The sequence below is a fragment of the Methylotenera sp. L2L1 genome, from assembly GCF_000744605.1.
In the GTDB taxonomy this organism is placed as follows: domain Bacteria; phylum Pseudomonadota; class Gammaproteobacteria; order Burkholderiales; family Methylophilaceae; genus Methylotenera.
In genome coordinates, this window is the sequence record NZ_JQMG01000001.1 from 1,752,086 (window position 1) to 1,769,016 (window position 16,931).

Consider the following 16,931-nt stretch of genomic DNA (forward strand, 5'->3'; position numbering starts at 1 on the left):
ATTTAAGGTAAGCCAACAGGGATGTTACCCATAATCAAGCCCGGCGAGTCACTATCGCCAACACCTGGAGTTGGGTTCTCTGGCAACATTGTTAGCAAGCGATCTAGGTTATGTCGCGCTCTCCAGTTACTGCTGTCTTGTCTTAAAGAGAGTTGATACGCTGTTTTAGCTTGCATCAGCAAATATTCAGCTTCATCACGCACGGTCATATTGGTACCAGCAATGGCAAGGCCGCGCCTGAAAAAGATATTACCTAAGTTATATTGAATCGCCGCTTTTTGCTCAACCGTTGCACCATTCAGCGCTTTGTTAAATAACAGCGTAGCTTCTTTATAGCGCTCATTTTTTGCTAACCAGTAAGCCGTCGAGAATTTAGCCTCAAAACTTTGTAAGTCAGTTTTTGGTTGTTTACCTGTGCTGACGGCTGTGTTGAACGCTTCAATCTGCTGAATGCGATTAAAGTAGTAAATGCTAGTAACAGCGGCTATTAGTGCTGAGCTAATGAATAGCCATGACAGGACTTTCACATTAAAAAAGTGGGTTAATTTTTTTATTGAAATAAGATTCACTGTTGTATTTTTAATGGTTAATGCCATGTTGTCACCTCAATTCTTTTAACGCCCAGTAAGAGTGCAATCATGATGGCTGCAATCATGAAGCAGATGTTTGAGTAATCTCGTCCCGGTATTTTTTCAAAATATTTAATGGGTTTCTTTTCACGATTATTAATATCGTTCATTGCGAGTTGAAGCGATTTAGGATCTTCTGCCTCGTAAGCTCTAAATGGCGTTTTGAATTTTTGAAAGAATTCATGTAGCTCAATTTGTGCAGGCAATGGCTGGTCTTCAACAGGCACATAGCTCGTATCAAAAATACTAAGCCCGCCAGGCTGACGTAACACAATCCAATATAAGCTGATATTTAAACGCTCAAACCAGTCTTTAATTTTTTGTTGTGTGTTGGCATCTACCCGGCCAGCACCATCCGAAAGCAAAATGACTGCACGTGAGCCAGAGTCTGGAATCTTATCGAATAATCCAGCGCTACTGGTTAATCCACTGCCGATGTTGGTTTGAAACAGTGCGTTACCTGCAGTTGCTTGTACCGCAGCAATAATCGCTTTTTTGTTCTCGCTTAGCGGTAATACATACATGGCAGAGTTGCTAAATGTGATCATGCCAAACATGTCTTGCTGACGTGATTTTACAAAAGCGGTGATAAGCCTAGCTGCCGCGACTGATTTTGTTTCACCTACAGTCACATTGCCTGTACTGTCTGTAGAGCCAGAGAACGGGTCGTCCATACTTGCACTTCGATCTAGTACCAACGCGATTTGTGCACCAATGCCAATACGTTCTACTTTTTGCTCCGTGGTATGCGGCGCAGCTAAGCCTAATATGATAAAAATCAGGGTTAATACAGCCAATATTTTTAGAATTAGACTAATTAAATTAGATAATGGGTCGATAGGGAGCATGTCCACCCAAGAGTAGTGCTTGGCGTGAGCGCGCTGTAATAGCAGGGGTAAAAGTGCTAGTGGTAGTAGCCATAATACCCATGGGTGAGAAAAAACCATGGTTTATGCTCCAGCTTTATTGGTGGTTGGAATCAATCCACGTTCGCAATCGCGGCATTGTTTTGTAAACTTCAGTAACCATTGTGATGGATTATTACCTACGCTATGTTGCGCATTAGGTTCAAAGTAAACTTGACGTGAAAGACCAAAAAACTGAGATATTTCGGACTTGATATGTAAGAAATTAGGATTGTTCTTGAGGAACTCATCTAAATTGTCATTGAAAACACTCATCTTTGCCGTTTGGTTAAGCGATAAATGAACTGCTGAGATTGCTTGTTTAAGCCCTGACTCGTTGTTAGGCAGCTTTTTAATGGTTCGGTAAGCCTTCGCAAAGTTACCGCCCATGCGTGGTAGCCATGCGTGTTTGCCCAATATATAAAGCAGGGCAAGTAAGCTTAATGCAAGTACGCTAACTGCTACTTTAAGCCATTTTCTTTCTTGCTCATCTTTGATTAACAAAGGCTCAAGAAACGGGCTCATATTGTTTTCTACTTTAACCTGTCCGAAAATTGAGAGTGGTGAAACTGCAATATCCAAACTAGGAATGCGATATTTGACCAATTGCTTATTGTTCTTTGTATTAATTAAATTCAAATACTCAGGGCCTAACGCAACATTTTTAGCCACAACACTATTAGTAAATACCTGATAAGCAAGTTTAATTTTGTGCGTGGTAAAGTCTTTGTGCTCAGCTTTACTATGTTCAATATTTTTTAATTCAATACCGATGACTTTTCCTCTGTAACGCTTTTCGTAGCCGACAATCGGTAAAGAAGTTTCAATCAGTTTGTACGGCGCATTAATCGTGAGTGTTACTTCTCTTTCAATGACGTCACCGATGGTATATCCAACACGTTTAGATGGATCGATTGTACTGATGCTCACCACACCTTCATCGACATCAGGGAGTGATTGACTGTCAATCGCTAGCGCCTGTTGTGAGGTGATGCTCAGAATGGCTGTAAGTAGTAGGTCTCTAAAATATTTTGTCATGATTAGTTTTTAATTGGCTTAGGCGGCTACAAATTGGTGAAAGTATTCTGTCAGGGAGTCTGCGTCGAACTCACCTTCTACATAAAAAGGCGGCATGTCAAAGCGCATGAACAGCTCATAGATTTCATTGCGTCTATTTTCAAAAGATTGCACGATTTTTTCACGTAATTCTTTCCGTAAAAACAAGGTACGCTTTTCCCCAGTTTCAGCGTCATCAACATTTACTAAACCAAATTCTGGCAAGTTTTTATATTCAGCCGAGTCCCATAACACAATCGGTACGATATGGTGACGTAACAGGTTGGATAATGCTTCTTCCAGTAAGGTATTTGGCATGTGAAAATCTGAAATCAGAAAGACTAAGGAGCGTTCACGCGGTAAATAACGATAAACTTCAGTAATGCCATTGCAGTTTACTTGTGCAGGGTGAAAGTCTTTCAGTGACTCAGCCAGCGAGATTGCATGGTGGGACTTGAATGAGGTCATGCTAATCCAGTCTTCACGTACTTTTTCATCAAAGCCGATAAAACCAAACGGATCATGATGTTCACTGGCCGACTGTGCAATCGACTCTGATATTTCAGCCGCTAGCTTGATTTTTCTTTTTTTAGCACCAAAATTCATACTGCCTGATAAGTCGCAGATGACATAAACAGGCGTAGCACTTTTTTGGTTAAACAGGCGTACATATACTTGCTCAAGTGGATCACGTATGGTTTGACGTATATCGATGCGACGTGGGTCTGGGTAAGAAAGCAACGTCGTGTGCCCACGAAACTCCATGCCCATACCACGTTGCGTACTGGCGTGTCTGCCTGGATGGCGTACGCGCGATCTCCAGCTAACGTGGTAGTCAAAAGATTTAATATTTTCAATCATAAAAATCCAACATAAAAATCAAACATTGCAATTCAATGGATGGGTGATTTTCAACACCATTTCTTTAGTGATTAGATTGCTAAGTGTCAAAAATCTAGCAGGGGTTTTGCAAGGGCATGACTACCTGCTAGATAACGACTTAAACTTTAAATAACAACCTAAATTCTAAATAACACCTTAAATTTAAGGTGCCGAAACTGCATTCATAATGCCCGATAACATTTCACGTGCAATTTCAGTGCGGCGCATTTCATACACTGGGCTAAACACCAAGCGATGCGCAATTGTTGAGTGAAATACTGCATGGATATCGTCAGGTAGCACTGCATTACGGTTGTTTAGCCATGCATTGACACGTGCTGCACGCAACATCATGCTCATGCCGCGAGGGCTGGCACCAGACAGTACAAGGCGATTCATATCAACACCAGACACTTTTACACCATAATCAAGCGGTGTTTTTGTGGCTTTCCACAAATTCAGTGCGTATTTTTTGAGTGTGTCGCTGGCTTCAATGCTTTTCTGAATCACGCTTGAGAATGCATTTAAGTCATCAAATTGAAGTACATCAGGTTTTACCGTATCCACTAATGCATCTACGTTGTGGAATTTAGTGTCAAACACCAATGCTTCCATGATGTCGTCGTCATTTGGCACCACAATTGGAATCTCCATCATAAAGCGGTCACGTGCTGCAGATGGGATTTCAAACGTTTCTTCTTTTTCCACTTGGTTGCGGTCGGCAAACACAATCATATGTGGGAAGTAGTGTTCGGTATTAAATGCGGACAAGCTACGTTCAGCCATGACGCGTAGTAATAAAGAGTGCACCTGTGGTCGGGCGCGGTTAATCTCATTGAAGAAGAATACAGATAGATTTTCACCAGACATCAGTAATGGGCCTGGGCTCACATGAGGCTTGCCATCTTCACCAAGATAAGTGTGATAAACCAAATCATTAGGCATTAAATCGATAGTGCCTTCGATACGCTGATAGCCACCACCAATGCCGCGTGTAAAAGCGCGTAACAGCGTGGTTTTACCTACACCCACATCACCTTCAAGCAATACGTGACCGCGCGCAAAAATTGAAGTGGTAATTAGTCTAATTGGCGTTTGTTGGCCAACTACAACTTTATTGACTTCAGACTCTAAGGTAAGCGCATGATTGCGCCAATCAGCTAGTTGAACATCACTCATTGAAAATTCCTGTATTTTTTGAAATGGTTGTAATAGAACTTAAATACATAGTAAACGTTTTTTTATTAGGGGTAAACAGATCTGTATACCCCTTTGCTAAATATATCCTAAATATTGAATTAAATCGTTAAAAAGTGAATAAAAGTAGTAATAAAAAGAGAATATCGCTTTCGTAAAAATGGTTTTCCAGCGAAAATAGCGAAAGTTAAATCAAGTGCTTGTATTAAACATCGCTTGATTGGGTTCAAATAGACGTTTAAAACTCATTTACAAAGTCAAAATTATGCAAAGACAAAATAGTTTCACAAAAGAAGAATTACTCAAATGTGGTCGCGGTGAAATGTTTGGTGAGGGTAATGCGCAATTGCCTTTGCCGCCAATGTTGATGTTTGATCGTATTGTTTCAATCACTGAAGATGGTGGTAAATACGGCAATGGCCAGATCGTTGCAGAGTTAGATATCACCCCTGATTTATGGTTCTTTGAATGTCACTTTACAGGTGACCCTGTGATGCCGGGCTGCCTAGGTTTAGATGCTATGTGGCAGTTGGTTGGGTTTTATCTAGGTTGGATGGGTGGCCCGGGACGAGGCCGTGCATTAGGTGCGGGTGAAGTGAAATTTACCGGTCAAGTGTTACCAACTGCTAAAAAAGCAACTTACACCATCGACTTAAAGCGCGTCATTATGCGTAAGCTAGTGATGGGTATTGCTGATGCAACTATGCAAATTGATGGCCGCGAGATTTATGCAGCAACAGATTTGCGCGTTGGTTTATTTACGCGCACGGATAATTTCTAGTTTTCAGATGTTTTTTAGTTTTTTAGTAGAATAAAAAAGTTTTTAAGGAGCACGAAATGCGTCGTGTCGTTATTACGGGGTTTGGAATTGTTTCCAGCTTAGGCAACAATAAAACAGAAGTGTTGGCGAGCCTAAAGTCTGGCCAATCAGGGATTACTTATCAACCAGAATACGCTGCTATGGGCTTGCGCTCACACGTAGCTGGGTCTATCAAGAATCTGAAAGTAGAAGAGTTAATAGATCGTAAATTGATGCGCTTTATGGCTAAAGGCCATGCTTACGCGTGGCTTGCTATGCAAGAGGCTATTGCGGATTCGAAGTTACCTGAAGAAATGGTATCTAATGTACGCACTGGTCTAATCGTAGGCGCAGGTGGTGCATCGCATGAAAGCATTTTAGAAGGTGTCGATACGCTGCGTGAAAAAGGCGTGCGCCGCGTAGGACCATATATGGTGACAAAAGCAATGGCGAGCGGAGTATCTGCCTGTCTTGCTACGGGTGCAAAAATCAAGGGTATTAATTACGGCATTAGCTCTGCTTGTTCTACCAGTGCACATTGTATCGGTGCGGGTGTCGAGCAAATTCAGCTAGGTAAGCAAGATGTTATTTTTGCAGGCGGTGCAGAAGAAGAGCATTGGACATTGTCGTTTATGTTTGATGCCATGGGCGCATTAAGCAGCAAATATAATGACACGCCTGATAAAGCATCACGTACTTATGATGCTGACCGTGATGGCTTTGTGATTTCTGGCGGTGGCGGTATTGTCGTGTTGGAAGAGTATGAACATGCTAAGGCACGTGGTGCAAAGATCTATGCAGAAGTCGTAGGTTATGGTGCAACTTCAGACGGCTACGATATGGTTGCTCCTAGTGGAGAGGGCGCTATACGTTGTATGCGCCTAGCCTTAGAAGGTGTTGATACAAAAATTGATTACATCAATACGCATGGTACAAGTACCCCTGTGGGCGATGTGAAAGAACTTGAAGCGATTCGTGAAGTGTTTGGTGCAAATGGTTTAAACCAAAACCCTGCCATTGCTTCAACTAAGTCTTTATCTGGTCATGCCTTGGGTGCTGCCGGAGTCAATGAGGCGATTTACACCTTGCTGATGATGGAAAATAACTTTATTGCAGCTTCAGCCAATATCGAGACTTTAGATCCAGCAGCAGAGGGTTTAAATATCGTTCGTACTGCGATAGAAAACGTTAAAATTGAAACAGCACTATCCAATAGCTTTGGTTTTGGCGGCACTAATGCCACATTGACGCTATCAACAAAAAATCTGTAATTAATGTTTGTAGTTAACTTTTAGTGATTACAGTTGCGGAAATATGAGTACTAAAGCTAAATTTTTAAGTCTCATATTTCCGTTATTCTTTATGATAGGTTGTGCTGGTTTTTCTAACCACACAGTCTATATCTCCGAGCAACAAATTCAAACCAAGCTGAATGAAAAGCTGGTGATTCCGTTATCTTTGCTCAAAGTGTTCGACCTTAGTTTGAGCAATGCCAATGTTAAGTTTGACCATGCTACAGGTAGGATGCATACAAAATTCGATACACAGTTAATGAATCAACTCACTGGTAAGAAAATGGCAGGGAAGCTAGCGGTATCGGGTAACTTGCAGTTAGACACTGTCACCAATTCAGTGATTCTGAATGATGCAGAAGTTGATGACTTTGTGATTGATGGCGTAGAGCCAAAGTATGCAGATGCAATGACCGGCCTGGCCAAGATGCTTGGCAGTCAGTTACTAAACGGTCTTAATCTTTATACAGTAAAAGCTGATTCACTTAAGGTTGGCTCAACACAATATTACCCAAAAGAGATGAAAGTGACCGACCGTGGCTTGGTGGTTACGCTAAGTCCGCAGTAGTAACGTTTTCGTTAATTTTTTCCACAGCTTTCAATACAGCCTTCAAGACCCATAGAACTTTTATTCAATTTCTTCAAGTCTCAAACGAGAGTATGTGTTCTTTACTTGCTATTCATGCTTGAACTAGGACTGCACCTCGAAGAATTTTGAAATGGTGCGACATGCTTGATTTTGGGCGACTCAAATAAATTTCCCCACAGGCTACTTTCTGCCAGCTTTGGCAGACTGGTGGTTGTAGAGGCGACAGCAGTATCGCCGGAGGGGCGTATCACGCGAAATTGCTTAGGATTCGGGAATGATGATCAAGCGTTCAGTTGCGTGAAATAGCCGCAGCAATCCTAGCATCAGGTGCTGTTCCAGATATTCAGATTGCACATGCTGGACGTAAAGCAAGTGTCAATATCCATTGGGCACAGAAAGCGCGACCTAGACGCTACCTCCACCCTATGTACATTTAGCCAAATATTAAAGCCGAGACTGCGGACTAAGTCGTATTTTATTGAGGGGAAGGGGTGTTGACTTTCCCTTTCGAACTTAGGCTTGGTGTACTTCACTTAGATAATTAAACTATAACTTTGGATAACAAAGTGTGGGAGGTTCATTCGGCATTATGATATGTCTATTGAGACGGGTGAAGTCCATTTGTTATCCAGCGTTATGTCCGCCAGAAAGACGTCGATGCTCGATCCAATTAGTGCCTTGAGGTCTGAATAATTAAGGTCAAATATCTCAAGTATAAATAGCCGCTATCAGCTTATAATAATGTGCTGAATATCAATGCTAAATGATTGATATTGGTGATGGTTTTGCAAAATATTGAATAGATTAAGAAACGATGGAACAAAAAAACTCTCCGATTGAAGCTGCCCGCCAGACCTTAATACAGTTGATGCAACGTAAGTTGCCGCCCACTCCTGATCATTTTCGTAGTGTTTACGATGAAATTATGGGAGTCAAATCAATTGACCAATCTGCAGAACTTGGTAAAACACTTGGAAAAGTACTGAATCAAGCGGGTAAACAAAAGCCAAAATATATTGCTATTGCGCAGGCGATTAGCCCTCTAATAGAAAAAGGCGACTGGTCGAAAGTAGAGGAACAGTTAACTAAGTTATTTCCATCGGCTGCTGCAGGCGCTGATGTTGAAGAAGCAAACTGGTCTGTCGTTATTCGTAATTTACTTAAACAATTAGAAGTTAGCCACAAAGGGGTAACCTTAAGTCGTAAAAAAGAAGGATTAAGTAAAGTTTTAGTTAACTTTGCCAGTGACTCTGATGTTTTAGCGCAAAAAATTCAGGCATTAATTAATTCTTGGGGCTTAAGTGGCACAGCTGATGCCGTGATGTCCTCAGATGCCGATACACTGGCAACGAGTAATGATGCACAACAAACCGTTGGCGATACTTCACAGCAGCTAAAAGCTTCTGCTAATTCAGTCGTCGGCTCTACGCAATGGCGTGACATGTTGTTAAGAGCATTTGAGTTGGTGATTATCCCAAACCTAGAGGCCGTACCGGAAATACATCAAAAAGCAGTAAATTTGCTGGCGCGTATGCGAAAAGCAAGTAATGAACAAAGTTTAATCATATGTGCAGCTGATTTAAAGTCAATTTTATTGTCGCTAGAGATGCAGCGCGATCAGCAGAGTCGCATTCATGAATCATTGTTGCAACTGCTCCGCTTAGTGCTTTCTAGCATGGGTGAGATGGTGCAAACAGAAGATCAGTGGTTATATGCACAAACCACTGTGATTACTGACATTGTTTCTAGGCCCGTCAGTCTTAATACGCTATATGATGCCGAAAGTAGTTTAAAAGAACTGGTTTATAAACAAGCTCAGATTAAACCGGCACTTACTGAAGCAAAAGACACTTTAAAAAAGATGGTGACCACTTTTGTAGATAGGCTAGTGGAAATGACGGAAAGTACAAGCGACTATCACGATAAGATTGAAGCTTATCAACAGAAAATCGCAACGACCGATAACATAGGTGAGTTGAATGTCTTACTCAATAGTATTCTTGATGATACACGCTCCATTGGATTAACCGTGCAACGAACTCGAGATGAGTTCATGAATAGTCAGAAGCAAGCGATAGCAGCAGAAAAACGTATTCAGGAGCTTACTGCGGAGCTTGATTATATTGGTCAGGTGGCACATCAGGATTATTTAACTGGCGCATTAAATAGACGGGGGATGGATGAGGCAATAGAGCGAGAGTTTAATCGCGCTGACCGTCATAACACAACACTATGTATTGCGATGCTTGATATTGATCACTTTAAAAAGCTTAATGACACGCTAGGACATGCAACTGGTGATGAAGCGTTAACACATTTGGTTAAAGTGCTAAAAGATGTATTGCGTACAACGGATGTGTTGGCACGTTACGGTGGTGAGGAATTCATTATTATCTTACCAGATACACCAAAAGATGAAGCGGTAAAGGTCATCACGCGTGTGCAGCGTGAGCTCACTAAAAACTTCTTTATGCATAATAGTGAGCGGATATTGATTACATTTAGTGCTGGTGTCGCAGAGCGTGCGTTGAACGAAGCGCCAGAGGCTTTAATTCTGCGCGCAGATGCAGCACTCTATAAAGCTAAGCATAGTGGAAGAAATCAGGTGGTAGGTGCCGAAATGCTACCAGAAGCGTTGATTTAGTTTTTAACAGATTGATAACGACTTAATAGCCAAATCGCACCGCCGCAGGCAGGTTTTTAAGTTCTTCATCGTTGTACAGACGGCCGCGTGTAATAAATGACAACCCTGAGCCGCAATCTAAAGAAAATGAGCCACTAGAGCCAGGGACTGCATCTAATATCGTATGAGTATTTTCTGCAAACGAGAAATGGCTATCACCCATATAAAAAACAGCGCCTGAGATTTTACCAAGTACCACATCTGATGGACTAGGTTTAAATTCATTGGCGGGCATACACAACGGCCCGCTTCCTTCACAGCAGCCACCCGATTGCAAAAAAACAATTGGGCCATGCGCAAGTGTGAGTTGTTGGATTAGTGCAATTGCCGAAGGTGTGGCAGAGACGCGTTCGATCATGATAAAGCCCTCAAAAAAAGAGGCGGGGTTAGCCGCCTCTCTGTTTTAACTATTTAGAATCTCTGTATTTTAAATAGCAGAGATTCTAAAAAGATTAGCGATAAACCTAAATATTAGAAGAAACCTAATTTTTTAGCGTTATAGCTTACTAAAAGATTCTTAGTTTGTTGGTAGTGATCTAACATCATTTTGTGTGTTTCACGGCCAATACCAGATTCTTTATAACCACCAAATGCAGCGTGCGCAGGATAGGCATGGTAACAGTTAGTCCAAACGCGGCCAGCTTTGATACCACGGCCCATACGGTAAGCGCGGCTACCATCACGTGACCATACACCAGAACCTAAGCCAAACACGGTGTCATTAGCAATCGCTAATGCTTCAGCTTCATCTTTAAAGGTAGTAACAGCTAGCACTGGGCCAAAAATCTCTTCTTGGAACACGCGCATTTTGTTATGGCCTTTAAGCAAGGTTGGTTGAATGTAATAACCGTCAGCAAATGCGCCGCTCAATACATTACGTTCACCACCAATCAATACTTGCGCGCCTTCTTGTTTACCAATGTCCATGTAAGACATGATCTTATTCACTTGGTCTTGAGACGCCTGCGCACCAATCATTGTGTTCGGGTCTAATGGGTTGCCTTGCTTAATTGCTGCAACACGTGGGAGCACTCGCTCCATGAACTTCTCATATACTGATTCTTGAATCAATGCACGAGATGGGCTGGTGCAGACTTCACCTTGGTTAAACGCAAATAGCACTAAACCTTCAACAGCTTTATCAAAGAAGTCATCATCAGCAAGTGCAATGTCTTCAAAGAAGATGTTAGGTGATTTACCACCTAACTCTAGTGTTGCTGGAATCAAGTTGCTTGCAGCTGCCTGTGCAATCACACGGCCTGTTGCGGTAGAGCCTGTAAATGCAATTTTAGCGATACGGCGGCTGTTAGCGAGTGGAGCACCTACATCACGACCATAACCATTGACGATATTAATTACGCCAGGCGGTAAAATATCTGCGATTAATTCCATTAAAATCAAAATGCTGATTGGTGTGAATTCAGCAGGCTTCATCACTACGCAGTTACCCGCAGCCACTGCTGGCGCTAGTTTCCATGCGGCCATCAGAATAGGGAAGTTCCAAGGGATGATTTGGCCAACAACACCTAATGGTTCATGGAAATGATAGGCCACTGTGTTTTCATCAATTTCACTTAAGCTACCTTCTTGTGCACGCAGACAGCCGGCAAAGTAGCGGAAATGGTCAATCGCTAATGGGATGTCGGCATTCAGCGTTTCACGAATTGGTTTACCGTTGTCAATTGTTTCAGCAGTCGCTAATAGCTCTAGGTTAGCTTCTAAACGATCAGCAATTTTTAATAGTAAATTGGCACGTTGAGCAGGTGCTGTACGTCCCCAGCTATCTGCCGCTGCATGTGCAGCATCTAGTGCTAGCTCGACATCTTCAGCACCAGAGCGAGCCGCTTGTGTGTAAGGTTTGCCTGTAATTGGAGTAATGACGTCAAAATACTCACCTTTAACTGGAGCTACCCACTTACCACCAATAAAATTATCATATTTAGCTTTGTAAGGTATCTTTACGCCAAGACCTTTTAATAAATCTAAACTCATGCCAACTCCTATAGTTTTTGTATCGTTAATATAGTGATTCCTGTTGTTAAGCCGCTATTACTTATCAATAAACTTTGTTGTTGTTATAAATGCTTAAAGTGCTTGTAAATAAAAGGGTTTGGTAAACACTGCCACCTCAAAACAATAACCCTAAGGCGTTCGCAAATCAAGCATTAGTCGATGGCATTTATAAAATTAATGAATTTATTGAGGCAACAATCCATGATGTTAATATTGAAAAAATTGCTACTTTGCTTAACTGTTGTATGACGCACTATTTGATTTTTGGTTTCAAAGTAATTTAATGCATTGATTGATTTAAAACATAGAAAAACAGAGTTGCTTAAGTTATAGTGTAACTATGGATTTTACAAAAACTGCATTTTAATGTTCAAATATGTCAGCTGATTTAGCAAACTCATCAATATTTGCACGTAGCTTTTGGGATGGTTTATTTAATCCAACCTCTTTAGGCTTGGGTAAAGCTATCTTATCAATATTAGTGGTTGCTGAGACGCTAGTCAGTTTTTTCTGGATCTACACTTTATCTGGCCTTGGTGAAGGCTATGCCGTCATTGTGGCCGTTCCGTATTTTTACCTGATCATTTCTTACCTTAGTTTATTCATTTTTTATCATTCCAAACGTTTTGAGTACTTCACCTTTACGCAACTAGTCATGTTGTTGGTGATGCCTTTCTTTATGCAATGGGTGATTGGTGGGTTTGAGGCCTCTAGCGGCGTTGCTATCTGGGCTATTTTGTCACCAGTAGGTGCGTTAATGATTTTAGGCACGCGTCAGTCAACCCCATGGTTTTTGCTTTTTATTGGTTTGGCATTTCTTTCCTGGAAAATGAACAATTACTTTGCTATCAATGCCATGCCTATTCCAAGCGGTGTTAAAGATACGTTCTTTTTGATGAATATCACGGGAACGGCTGCCATTTTGTATGGTGTGTTACGCTTCTTTCAGGCACAAAAAGAACGTATTATGCATTCTCTGGAAATTGAGCAGGCAAGGTCAGAGAAGCTCTTACTGAATATTCTGCCAGCACCTATCGCACAAAGACTAAAAGCGCATGATATGCGTATTGCTGACCATTATGAAAGCGTAACGGTGATGTTTGCCGATTTGATTAACTTTACGCAAATGTCCGACAAAATGTCACCAACACAGTTGATTGATTTGCTTTCAGAGATATTTTTACGATTCGACCAATTAGCAGATAAATATCAAGTCGAAAAAATCAAAACAATCGGTGATGCTTATATGGTGGTCTCAGGTGCGCCTGTGGTATGTCAAGACCATGCTCACCGCATTATGGGTATGGCGTTGGACATGCAAGTGGTACTTAAAGAGTTGTCAGAAAAAACAGGGATAGATTTAGGGATGCGGATTGGCATTAATAGTGGCCCCGTGGTTGCTGGCGTGATTGGAAGTAGTAAATTCAGCTATGACTTATGGGGTGACACCGTCAACATGGCGAGCCGTATGGAAGAGACTAGCTTGCCTAATACAATCCAAGTTTCTAAAGAGACAAAAGTTCTGTTAACGCATGATTATTCATTCTCTCTACGCACAGGTGTAGAAGTTAAAGGTAAAGGCGTTCTTGAGACTTTTATTCTGCTAGATAAAATTGAAAGATAAAGCCGGTAGATAAAACCTAGTAATCTGTGAATAAAGAAGCATTGCCACGTAGGCTTTTGTGTTGAATTGCACTATAATTCGCCTCCTAACGGAAGAGTGGATGAGCGGTTTAAGTCACCACCCTGGAAAGGTGGCATAGGGGTAACCTTATCGCGAGTTCGAATCTCGCCTCTTCCGCCAGTCATTTGCTGCAATCCTGCACGCGCAACTAAACAAAATTATCCTCACCACAAAAGCCTTCTGTTAATGATTTTACGTAGCCGTTATTCATGAACAGTGACAGTGTTATTTCTTAATTCAGGTTGATAATGTAATCATTCGAACAAGACAAGATGTCAGTTCAAAACGAATACTTAGGAGAAATATTATGTGGACAACACCAGCAGCGACAGAAATGCGTTTTGGCTTTGAAGTAACAATGTACGTAATGAACAAGTAGTTCTTATTGATGACAGGCATTTGTAAATAGTAAGTACCCGTCATTTAAAGTACTAAAAAAGCCCAGATTAATCTGGGCTTTTTTACGTCCGCTAGTAATAGGCTGTTACCAATAGTTTATCTATATTTCTCTTAGATATTAACCATCCCAACGATATACTTTAACGTTTACTCTAATAGCACTTTTACGGTGTACATCTTTATGTGTACATAAGTGTTGGGAGTGTGGTGTATGTATAGGAGTAGGGTTGATACGTGATTGTGTTGGCTCAGCCTAGTGTGAAACGTAGTGAATAAAAGCAGAACAATGACTGAGATTGAAAGATTAAAAACTGGTGCGGTTAATGGGCGTTATAAAGCCCTTTCATTTAAGCAGCCGTTCGCATGGCTGATTGCAAATGGCTATTTGATGGTAGATGACCGCACATGGGGGACGCCGTATCGTGGCCCTATATTGATTCATGCAAGCAAAGGGTTGTATGATATTTACTATGATTATCTGAAAGCGAATACCGATATTCCATTGCCAGCTAAAGAAAAGCTGGCGTTTGGTGGTGTTGTTGGTATCGCAGACTTGATACTTTGCAGTCGACCAGGGGAGTTGCCTGAAGCGACTAGCCGTCAACATCGTGCTCAATTTCAAGGCGTTAGTAGCAAGCACTATGGACTTTTATTTGAACAGCCTAGGCCGCTACCATTGATGCCATGTTCCGGAAAACTTGGGATTTTTGAGATAGATATTGATGCGCTATTAAATGCACCACCTGCAGCGCAAGCTGAGTTGTTTTAGCATATGGATATGATTGATTTTGATTTATCCAGTTCAGTGTGGATCAATACCTACTGCATAATCGCTAAGCGGTGAAATGTATCGTGCTAAGAATACTCAAGCCGACATTGTGGTTTTTTATCAATTCTTTTATTCTTTTTCGTTGTAATCAAATACTCATCAATTATTTTTAGTTGTAATAGTAATTTGGTAGACTATCTGTTTTATACCTAGCACTAGGTATTGATTTAGATGCTAGCTAAACATAATAAGGATTCTTATGGCAAATTGGTTTGAAGACAATGCTCAATCTATTGGCAACACTCCACTGGTTAAACTAAATAGAGTGACAGATGGTGCTACTGCAACAGTGCTCGCCAAGATAGAAGGGCGTAACCCAGCTTACTCTGTAAAGTGTCGTATTGGTGCCGCTATGATATGGGATGCAGAGCAACGTGGTTTGCTCGGCCCGGGTAAAGAGATTGTTGAACCCACAAGTGGTAACACTGGCATTGCTTTAGCCTTTGTGGCTGCTGCTAGAGGTATTCCATTAACACTGACGATGCCGGAAACCATGAGTATTGAACGACGTAAATTGCTAGTGGCTTATGGTGCAAAGCTTGTACTGACTGAGGGTGCAAAAGGCATGAGCGGTGCAATTGCCAAAGCGGAAGAAATTGCTGCATCTGACCCTAATCGTTATGTGTTGTTGCAGCAATTTAAGAACCCGGCAAATCCTGCTATTCATGAAAAAACCACAGGGCCCGAAATATGGGATGCCACTGATGGAAAAATCGATATTTTAATCTCTGGTGTAGGAACCGGCGGTACTATTACTGGTATCTCTCGTTATATTAAGAACACACAAGGTAAAGCGATTACCTCGGTAGCGGTGGAACCAGCAGCTAGCCCTGTACTAAGCCAAAAACGGGCAGGTGAGGAACTTAAACCGGCCCCGCACAAAATACAAGGGATAGGCGCTGGCTTTGTTCCCGAAATATTGGATATGACACTGGTGGATGAAATCGCTCAAGTGACCAATGAAGAGGCTGTACTTTACGCCCAGCGTTTGGCGAAAGAAGAGGGAATTCTTGCGGGTATCTCTTGTGGCGCAGCAGTTGCGGCAGCTGTTCGCTATGCAAAAAATCCAGAAAACTCAGCTAAGACCATTGTTGTGATATTACCTGACTCAGGTGAGCGTTATTTAAGCTCTATACTGTTTGATGGCTTATTTGATGATAAGGGTATTGCGCTGTAAAGAGAGAAGGCGGTCTGAAGCGTTTATCAGGCCTGCAGTATTTGTATGTTGAGCACTAATCGATTTTTCCCATTAGCTAAGCTGATTAGTAGGTAAGAGGATTAGTGCTTAACAACAATCGATATCTAATTGAATTGCTACCATCTCTTTTCTTTAAATGCAGACTCAATGGTTGGTTTTAGTTCATCTTTCTTGATGATATCAAACATCTTTCCCTAGACACCGTTCGGTGTATACAGCACTTTAATGCCATGCTTCGTGGCATGTTTTCACTTTGTAAGTGATGGAATGATTCACCCACTTTGTCACCAATACAATCACTTTGGTACTTTGTGGAATCACTTTATTACCGTCACCACCATTTCTACCTGACCAATGGTGAATATTGTTAACTTCATAATTGCCAAGTACCTCTTTAATACCATCGACTTGGTCGCCGCCTACAATTAATACTGAACTCATGATAAGAGCCTCCTGTTTAATCACATGTACCAAATTTTGTTTAGTAAGGTGATTTTGATGGTTAGAATGGATTGTTAGTTTTTACCGTTTGGCATGGTATCGATGATTAACTTTTGATAAAAATAATCACGATGGAAATACTGTAGCGCTTACTTTTAACAATGAAAAATAATATGTATTTATATTTTTATAATCTAATGGAATACGTGTGTGCGTGTAATCACATATAAGTTCGAGTTGGGTAGCAAGGTATGTTTTATTTGAAAGCTAATGATTTATTGAGTATTGAAGCGATGACATGGTCTGCTTAAAATAGCTTCTATTCCTAGATATCT

The 16,931-nt window shown here is 41.3% G+C and carries 16 protein-coding genes, 1 tRNA gene and 1 pseudogene; 10 read left to right on the forward strand and 8 right to left on the reverse strand.

Translation table 11 applies throughout. The features are described 5' to 3' along the window. Nucleotides 1–2: 2 nt before the first annotated feature. From FG24_RS08380 to FG24_RS08400, 5 genes are all read right to left on the reverse strand, one after another. Nucleotides 3–596: a hypothetical protein gene (locus FG24_RS08380; protein ID WP_036302511.1), complete on the reverse strand. Its 594-nt coding sequence runs from the start codon at nucleotides 594–596 to the stop codon at nucleotides 3–5. Next, nucleotides 587–1,576: a vWA domain-containing protein gene (locus FG24_RS08385; protein ID WP_036302512.1), complete on the reverse strand. Its 990-nt coding sequence runs from the start codon at nucleotides 1,574–1,576 to the stop codon at nucleotides 587–589. Before FG24_RS08385 ends, FG24_RS08380 begins: the two co-directional genes overlap by 10 nt. A gap of 3 nt (nucleotides 1,577–1,579) precedes the next feature. After that, nucleotides 1,580–2,572: a hypothetical protein gene (locus FG24_RS08390; protein ID WP_036302514.1), complete on the reverse strand. Its 993-nt coding sequence runs from the start codon at nucleotides 2,570–2,572 to the stop codon at nucleotides 1,580–1,582. A gap of 18 nt (nucleotides 2,573–2,590) precedes the next feature. Next, nucleotides 2,591–3,451, reverse strand: a complete 861-nt coding sequence (locus FG24_RS08395) for a DUF58 domain-containing protein (RefSeq protein ID WP_036302516.1) — start codon at nucleotides 3,449–3,451, stop codon at nucleotides 2,591–2,593. A gap of 183 nt (nucleotides 3,452–3,634) precedes the next feature. Then, entirely contained in the window at nucleotides 3,635–4,651 is a 1,017-nt protein-coding gene (locus FG24_RS08400) for an AAA family ATPase (RefSeq protein WP_036302518.1), read from the reverse strand. A 283-nt stretch (nucleotides 4,652–4,934) separates the two neighbouring features. Here FG24_RS08400 and fabA point away from each other — a divergent pair, with 283 nt between their 5' ends. The 5 genes and pseudogenes from fabA to FG24_RS08420 all read left to right on the forward strand — a co-directional run bounded on the left by fabA (nucleotide 4,935) and on the right by FG24_RS08420 (nucleotide 9,993). Continuing rightward, complete coding sequence (gene fabA / locus FG24_RS08405) at nucleotides 4,935–5,450, forward strand: 3-hydroxyacyl-[acyl-carrier-protein] dehydratase FabA (RefSeq protein WP_036302520.1); 516 nt, start codon at nucleotides 4,935–4,937, stop codon at nucleotides 5,448–5,450. A 56-nt stretch (nucleotides 5,451–5,506) separates the two neighbouring features. Further along, on the forward strand, nucleotides 5,507–6,739 hold the full coding sequence (gene fabB / locus FG24_RS08410) for a beta-ketoacyl-ACP synthase I (RefSeq protein ID WP_036302522.1): 1,233 nt from the start codon (nucleotides 5,507–5,509) through the stop codon (nucleotides 6,737–6,739). A gap of 43 nt (nucleotides 6,740–6,782) precedes the next feature. Beyond that, complete coding sequence (locus tag FG24_RS08415; protein ID WP_036302524.1) at nucleotides 6,783–7,328, forward strand: DUF1439 domain-containing protein; 546 nt, start codon at nucleotides 6,783–6,785, stop codon at nucleotides 7,326–7,328. Nucleotides 7,329–7,493: 165 nt separating this feature from the next. Continuing rightward, nucleotides 7,494–7,738 (forward strand): annotated as a pseudogene (locus tag FG24_RS12800) (NADH:flavin oxidoreductase/NADH oxidase); the annotation flags it as partial. A 425-nt stretch (nucleotides 7,739–8,163) separates the two neighbouring features. Beyond that, nucleotides 8,164–9,993 (forward strand): GGDEF domain-containing protein, encoded by a 1,830-nt coding sequence (locus FG24_RS08420; RefSeq protein ID WP_036302526.1) that lies wholly within the window; start codon nucleotides 8,164–8,166, stop codon nucleotides 9,991–9,993. Nucleotides 9,994–10,015: 22 nt separating this feature from the next. Here the strand turns inward: FG24_RS08420 and FG24_RS08425 are convergent, their stop codons facing one another. Continuing rightward, nucleotides 10,016–10,390 carry a DUF779 domain-containing protein gene (locus FG24_RS08425; RefSeq protein WP_036302528.1) on the reverse strand — a complete coding sequence of 125 codons (375 nt, stop codon included), beginning with the start codon at nucleotides 10,388–10,390 and terminating at the stop codon, nucleotides 10,016–10,018. A 113-nt stretch (nucleotides 10,391–10,503) separates the two neighbouring features. Continuing rightward, nucleotides 10,504–12,024, reverse strand: a complete 1,521-nt coding sequence (gene exaC / locus FG24_RS08430) for an acetaldehyde dehydrogenase ExaC (protein ID WP_036302530.1) — start codon at nucleotides 12,022–12,024, stop codon at nucleotides 10,504–10,506. A 397-nt stretch (nucleotides 12,025–12,421) separates the two neighbouring features. Here exaC and FG24_RS08435 point away from each other — a divergent pair, with 397 nt between their 5' ends. The 5 genes from FG24_RS08435 to cysK all read left to right on the forward strand — a co-directional run bounded on the left by FG24_RS08435 (nucleotide 12,422) and on the right by cysK (nucleotide 16,134). Next, nucleotides 12,422–13,669 carry an adenylate/guanylate cyclase domain-containing protein gene (locus tag FG24_RS08435; protein ID WP_036302532.1) on the forward strand — a complete coding sequence of 416 codons (1,248 nt, stop codon included), beginning with the start codon at nucleotides 12,422–12,424 and terminating at the stop codon, nucleotides 13,667–13,669. Nucleotides 13,670–13,759: 90 nt separating this feature from the next. Further along, a tRNA-Ser gene (locus FG24_RS08440) sits at nucleotides 13,760–13,849 on the forward strand. Between the two features lie 187 nt (nucleotides 13,850–14,036). Further along, on the forward strand, nucleotides 14,037–14,108 hold the full coding sequence (pqqA, locus tag FG24_RS12555) for a pyrroloquinoline quinone precursor peptide PqqA (RefSeq protein WP_012777389.1): 72 nt from the start codon (nucleotides 14,037–14,039) through the stop codon (nucleotides 14,106–14,108). A gap of 306 nt (nucleotides 14,109–14,414) precedes the next feature. Next, complete coding sequence (locus FG24_RS08445) at nucleotides 14,415–14,897, forward strand: hypothetical protein (RefSeq protein ID WP_051901486.1); 483 nt, start codon at nucleotides 14,415–14,417, stop codon at nucleotides 14,895–14,897. Nucleotides 14,898–15,156: 259 nt separating this feature from the next. Beyond that, nucleotides 15,157–16,134 carry a cysteine synthase A gene (cysK, locus tag FG24_RS08450; protein ID WP_036302534.1) on the forward strand — a complete coding sequence of 326 codons (978 nt, stop codon included), beginning with the start codon at nucleotides 15,157–15,159 and terminating at the stop codon, nucleotides 16,132–16,134. Between the two features lie 243 nt (nucleotides 16,135–16,377). On the opposite strand, the gene FG24_RS08455 is transcribed toward cysK, so the two are convergent. Then, nucleotides 16,378–16,596, reverse strand: a complete 219-nt coding sequence (locus FG24_RS08455; protein ID WP_235189743.1) for a hypothetical protein — start codon at nucleotides 16,594–16,596, stop codon at nucleotides 16,378–16,380. Nucleotides 16,597–16,931: the final 335 nt, after the last annotated feature.

Coding starts and splice junctions, on each gene's coding strand:
- exaC (WP_036302530.1), bottom strand. CDS start 12,024: ATGAGTTTAGATTTATTAAAAGGTCTTGGCGTAAAGATACCTTACAAA.
- FG24_RS08380 (WP_036302511.1), bottom strand. CDS start 596: ATGGCATTAACCATTAAAAATACAACAGTGAATCTTATTTCAATAAAA.
- FG24_RS08385 (WP_036302512.1), bottom strand. CDS start 1,576: ATGGTTTTTTCTCACCCATGGGTATTATGGCTACTACCACTAGCACTT.
- cysK (WP_036302534.1), top strand. CDS start 15,157: ATGGCAAATTGGTTTGAAGACAATGCTCAATCTATTGGCAACACTCCA.
- FG24_RS08390 (WP_036302514.1), bottom strand. CDS start 2,572: ATGACAAAATATTTTAGAGACCTACTACTTACAGCCATTCTGAGCATC.
- FG24_RS08435 (WP_036302532.1), top strand. CDS start 12,422: ATGTCAGCTGATTTAGCAAACTCATCAATATTTGCACGTAGCTTTTGG.
- FG24_RS08395 (WP_036302516.1), bottom strand. CDS start 3,451: ATGATTGAAAATATTAAATCTTTTGACTACCACGTTAGCTGGAGATCG.
- FG24_RS08420 (WP_036302526.1), top strand. CDS start 8,164: ATGGAACAAAAAAACTCTCCGATTGAAGCTGCCCGCCAGACCTTAATA.
- fabA (WP_036302520.1), top strand. CDS start 4,935: ATGCAAAGACAAAATAGTTTCACAAAAGAAGAATTACTCAAATGTGGT.
- FG24_RS08445 (WP_051901486.1), top strand. CDS start 14,415: ATGACTGAGATTGAAAGATTAAAAACTGGTGCGGTTAATGGGCGTTAT.
- FG24_RS08400 (WP_036302518.1), bottom strand. CDS start 4,651: ATGAGTGATGTTCAACTAGCTGATTGGCGCAATCATGCGCTTACCTTA.
- fabB (WP_036302522.1), top strand. CDS start 5,507: ATGCGTCGTGTCGTTATTACGGGGTTTGGAATTGTTTCCAGCTTAGGC.
- FG24_RS08415 (WP_036302524.1), top strand. CDS start 6,783: ATGAGTACTAAAGCTAAATTTTTAAGTCTCATATTTCCGTTATTCTTT.
- FG24_RS08425 (WP_036302528.1), bottom strand. CDS start 10,390: ATGATCGAACGCGTCTCTGCCACACCTTCGGCAATTGCACTAATCCAA.
- FG24_RS08455 (WP_235189743.1), bottom strand. CDS start 16,596: ATGAGTTCAGTATTAATTGTAGGCGGCGACCAAGTCGATGGTATTAAA.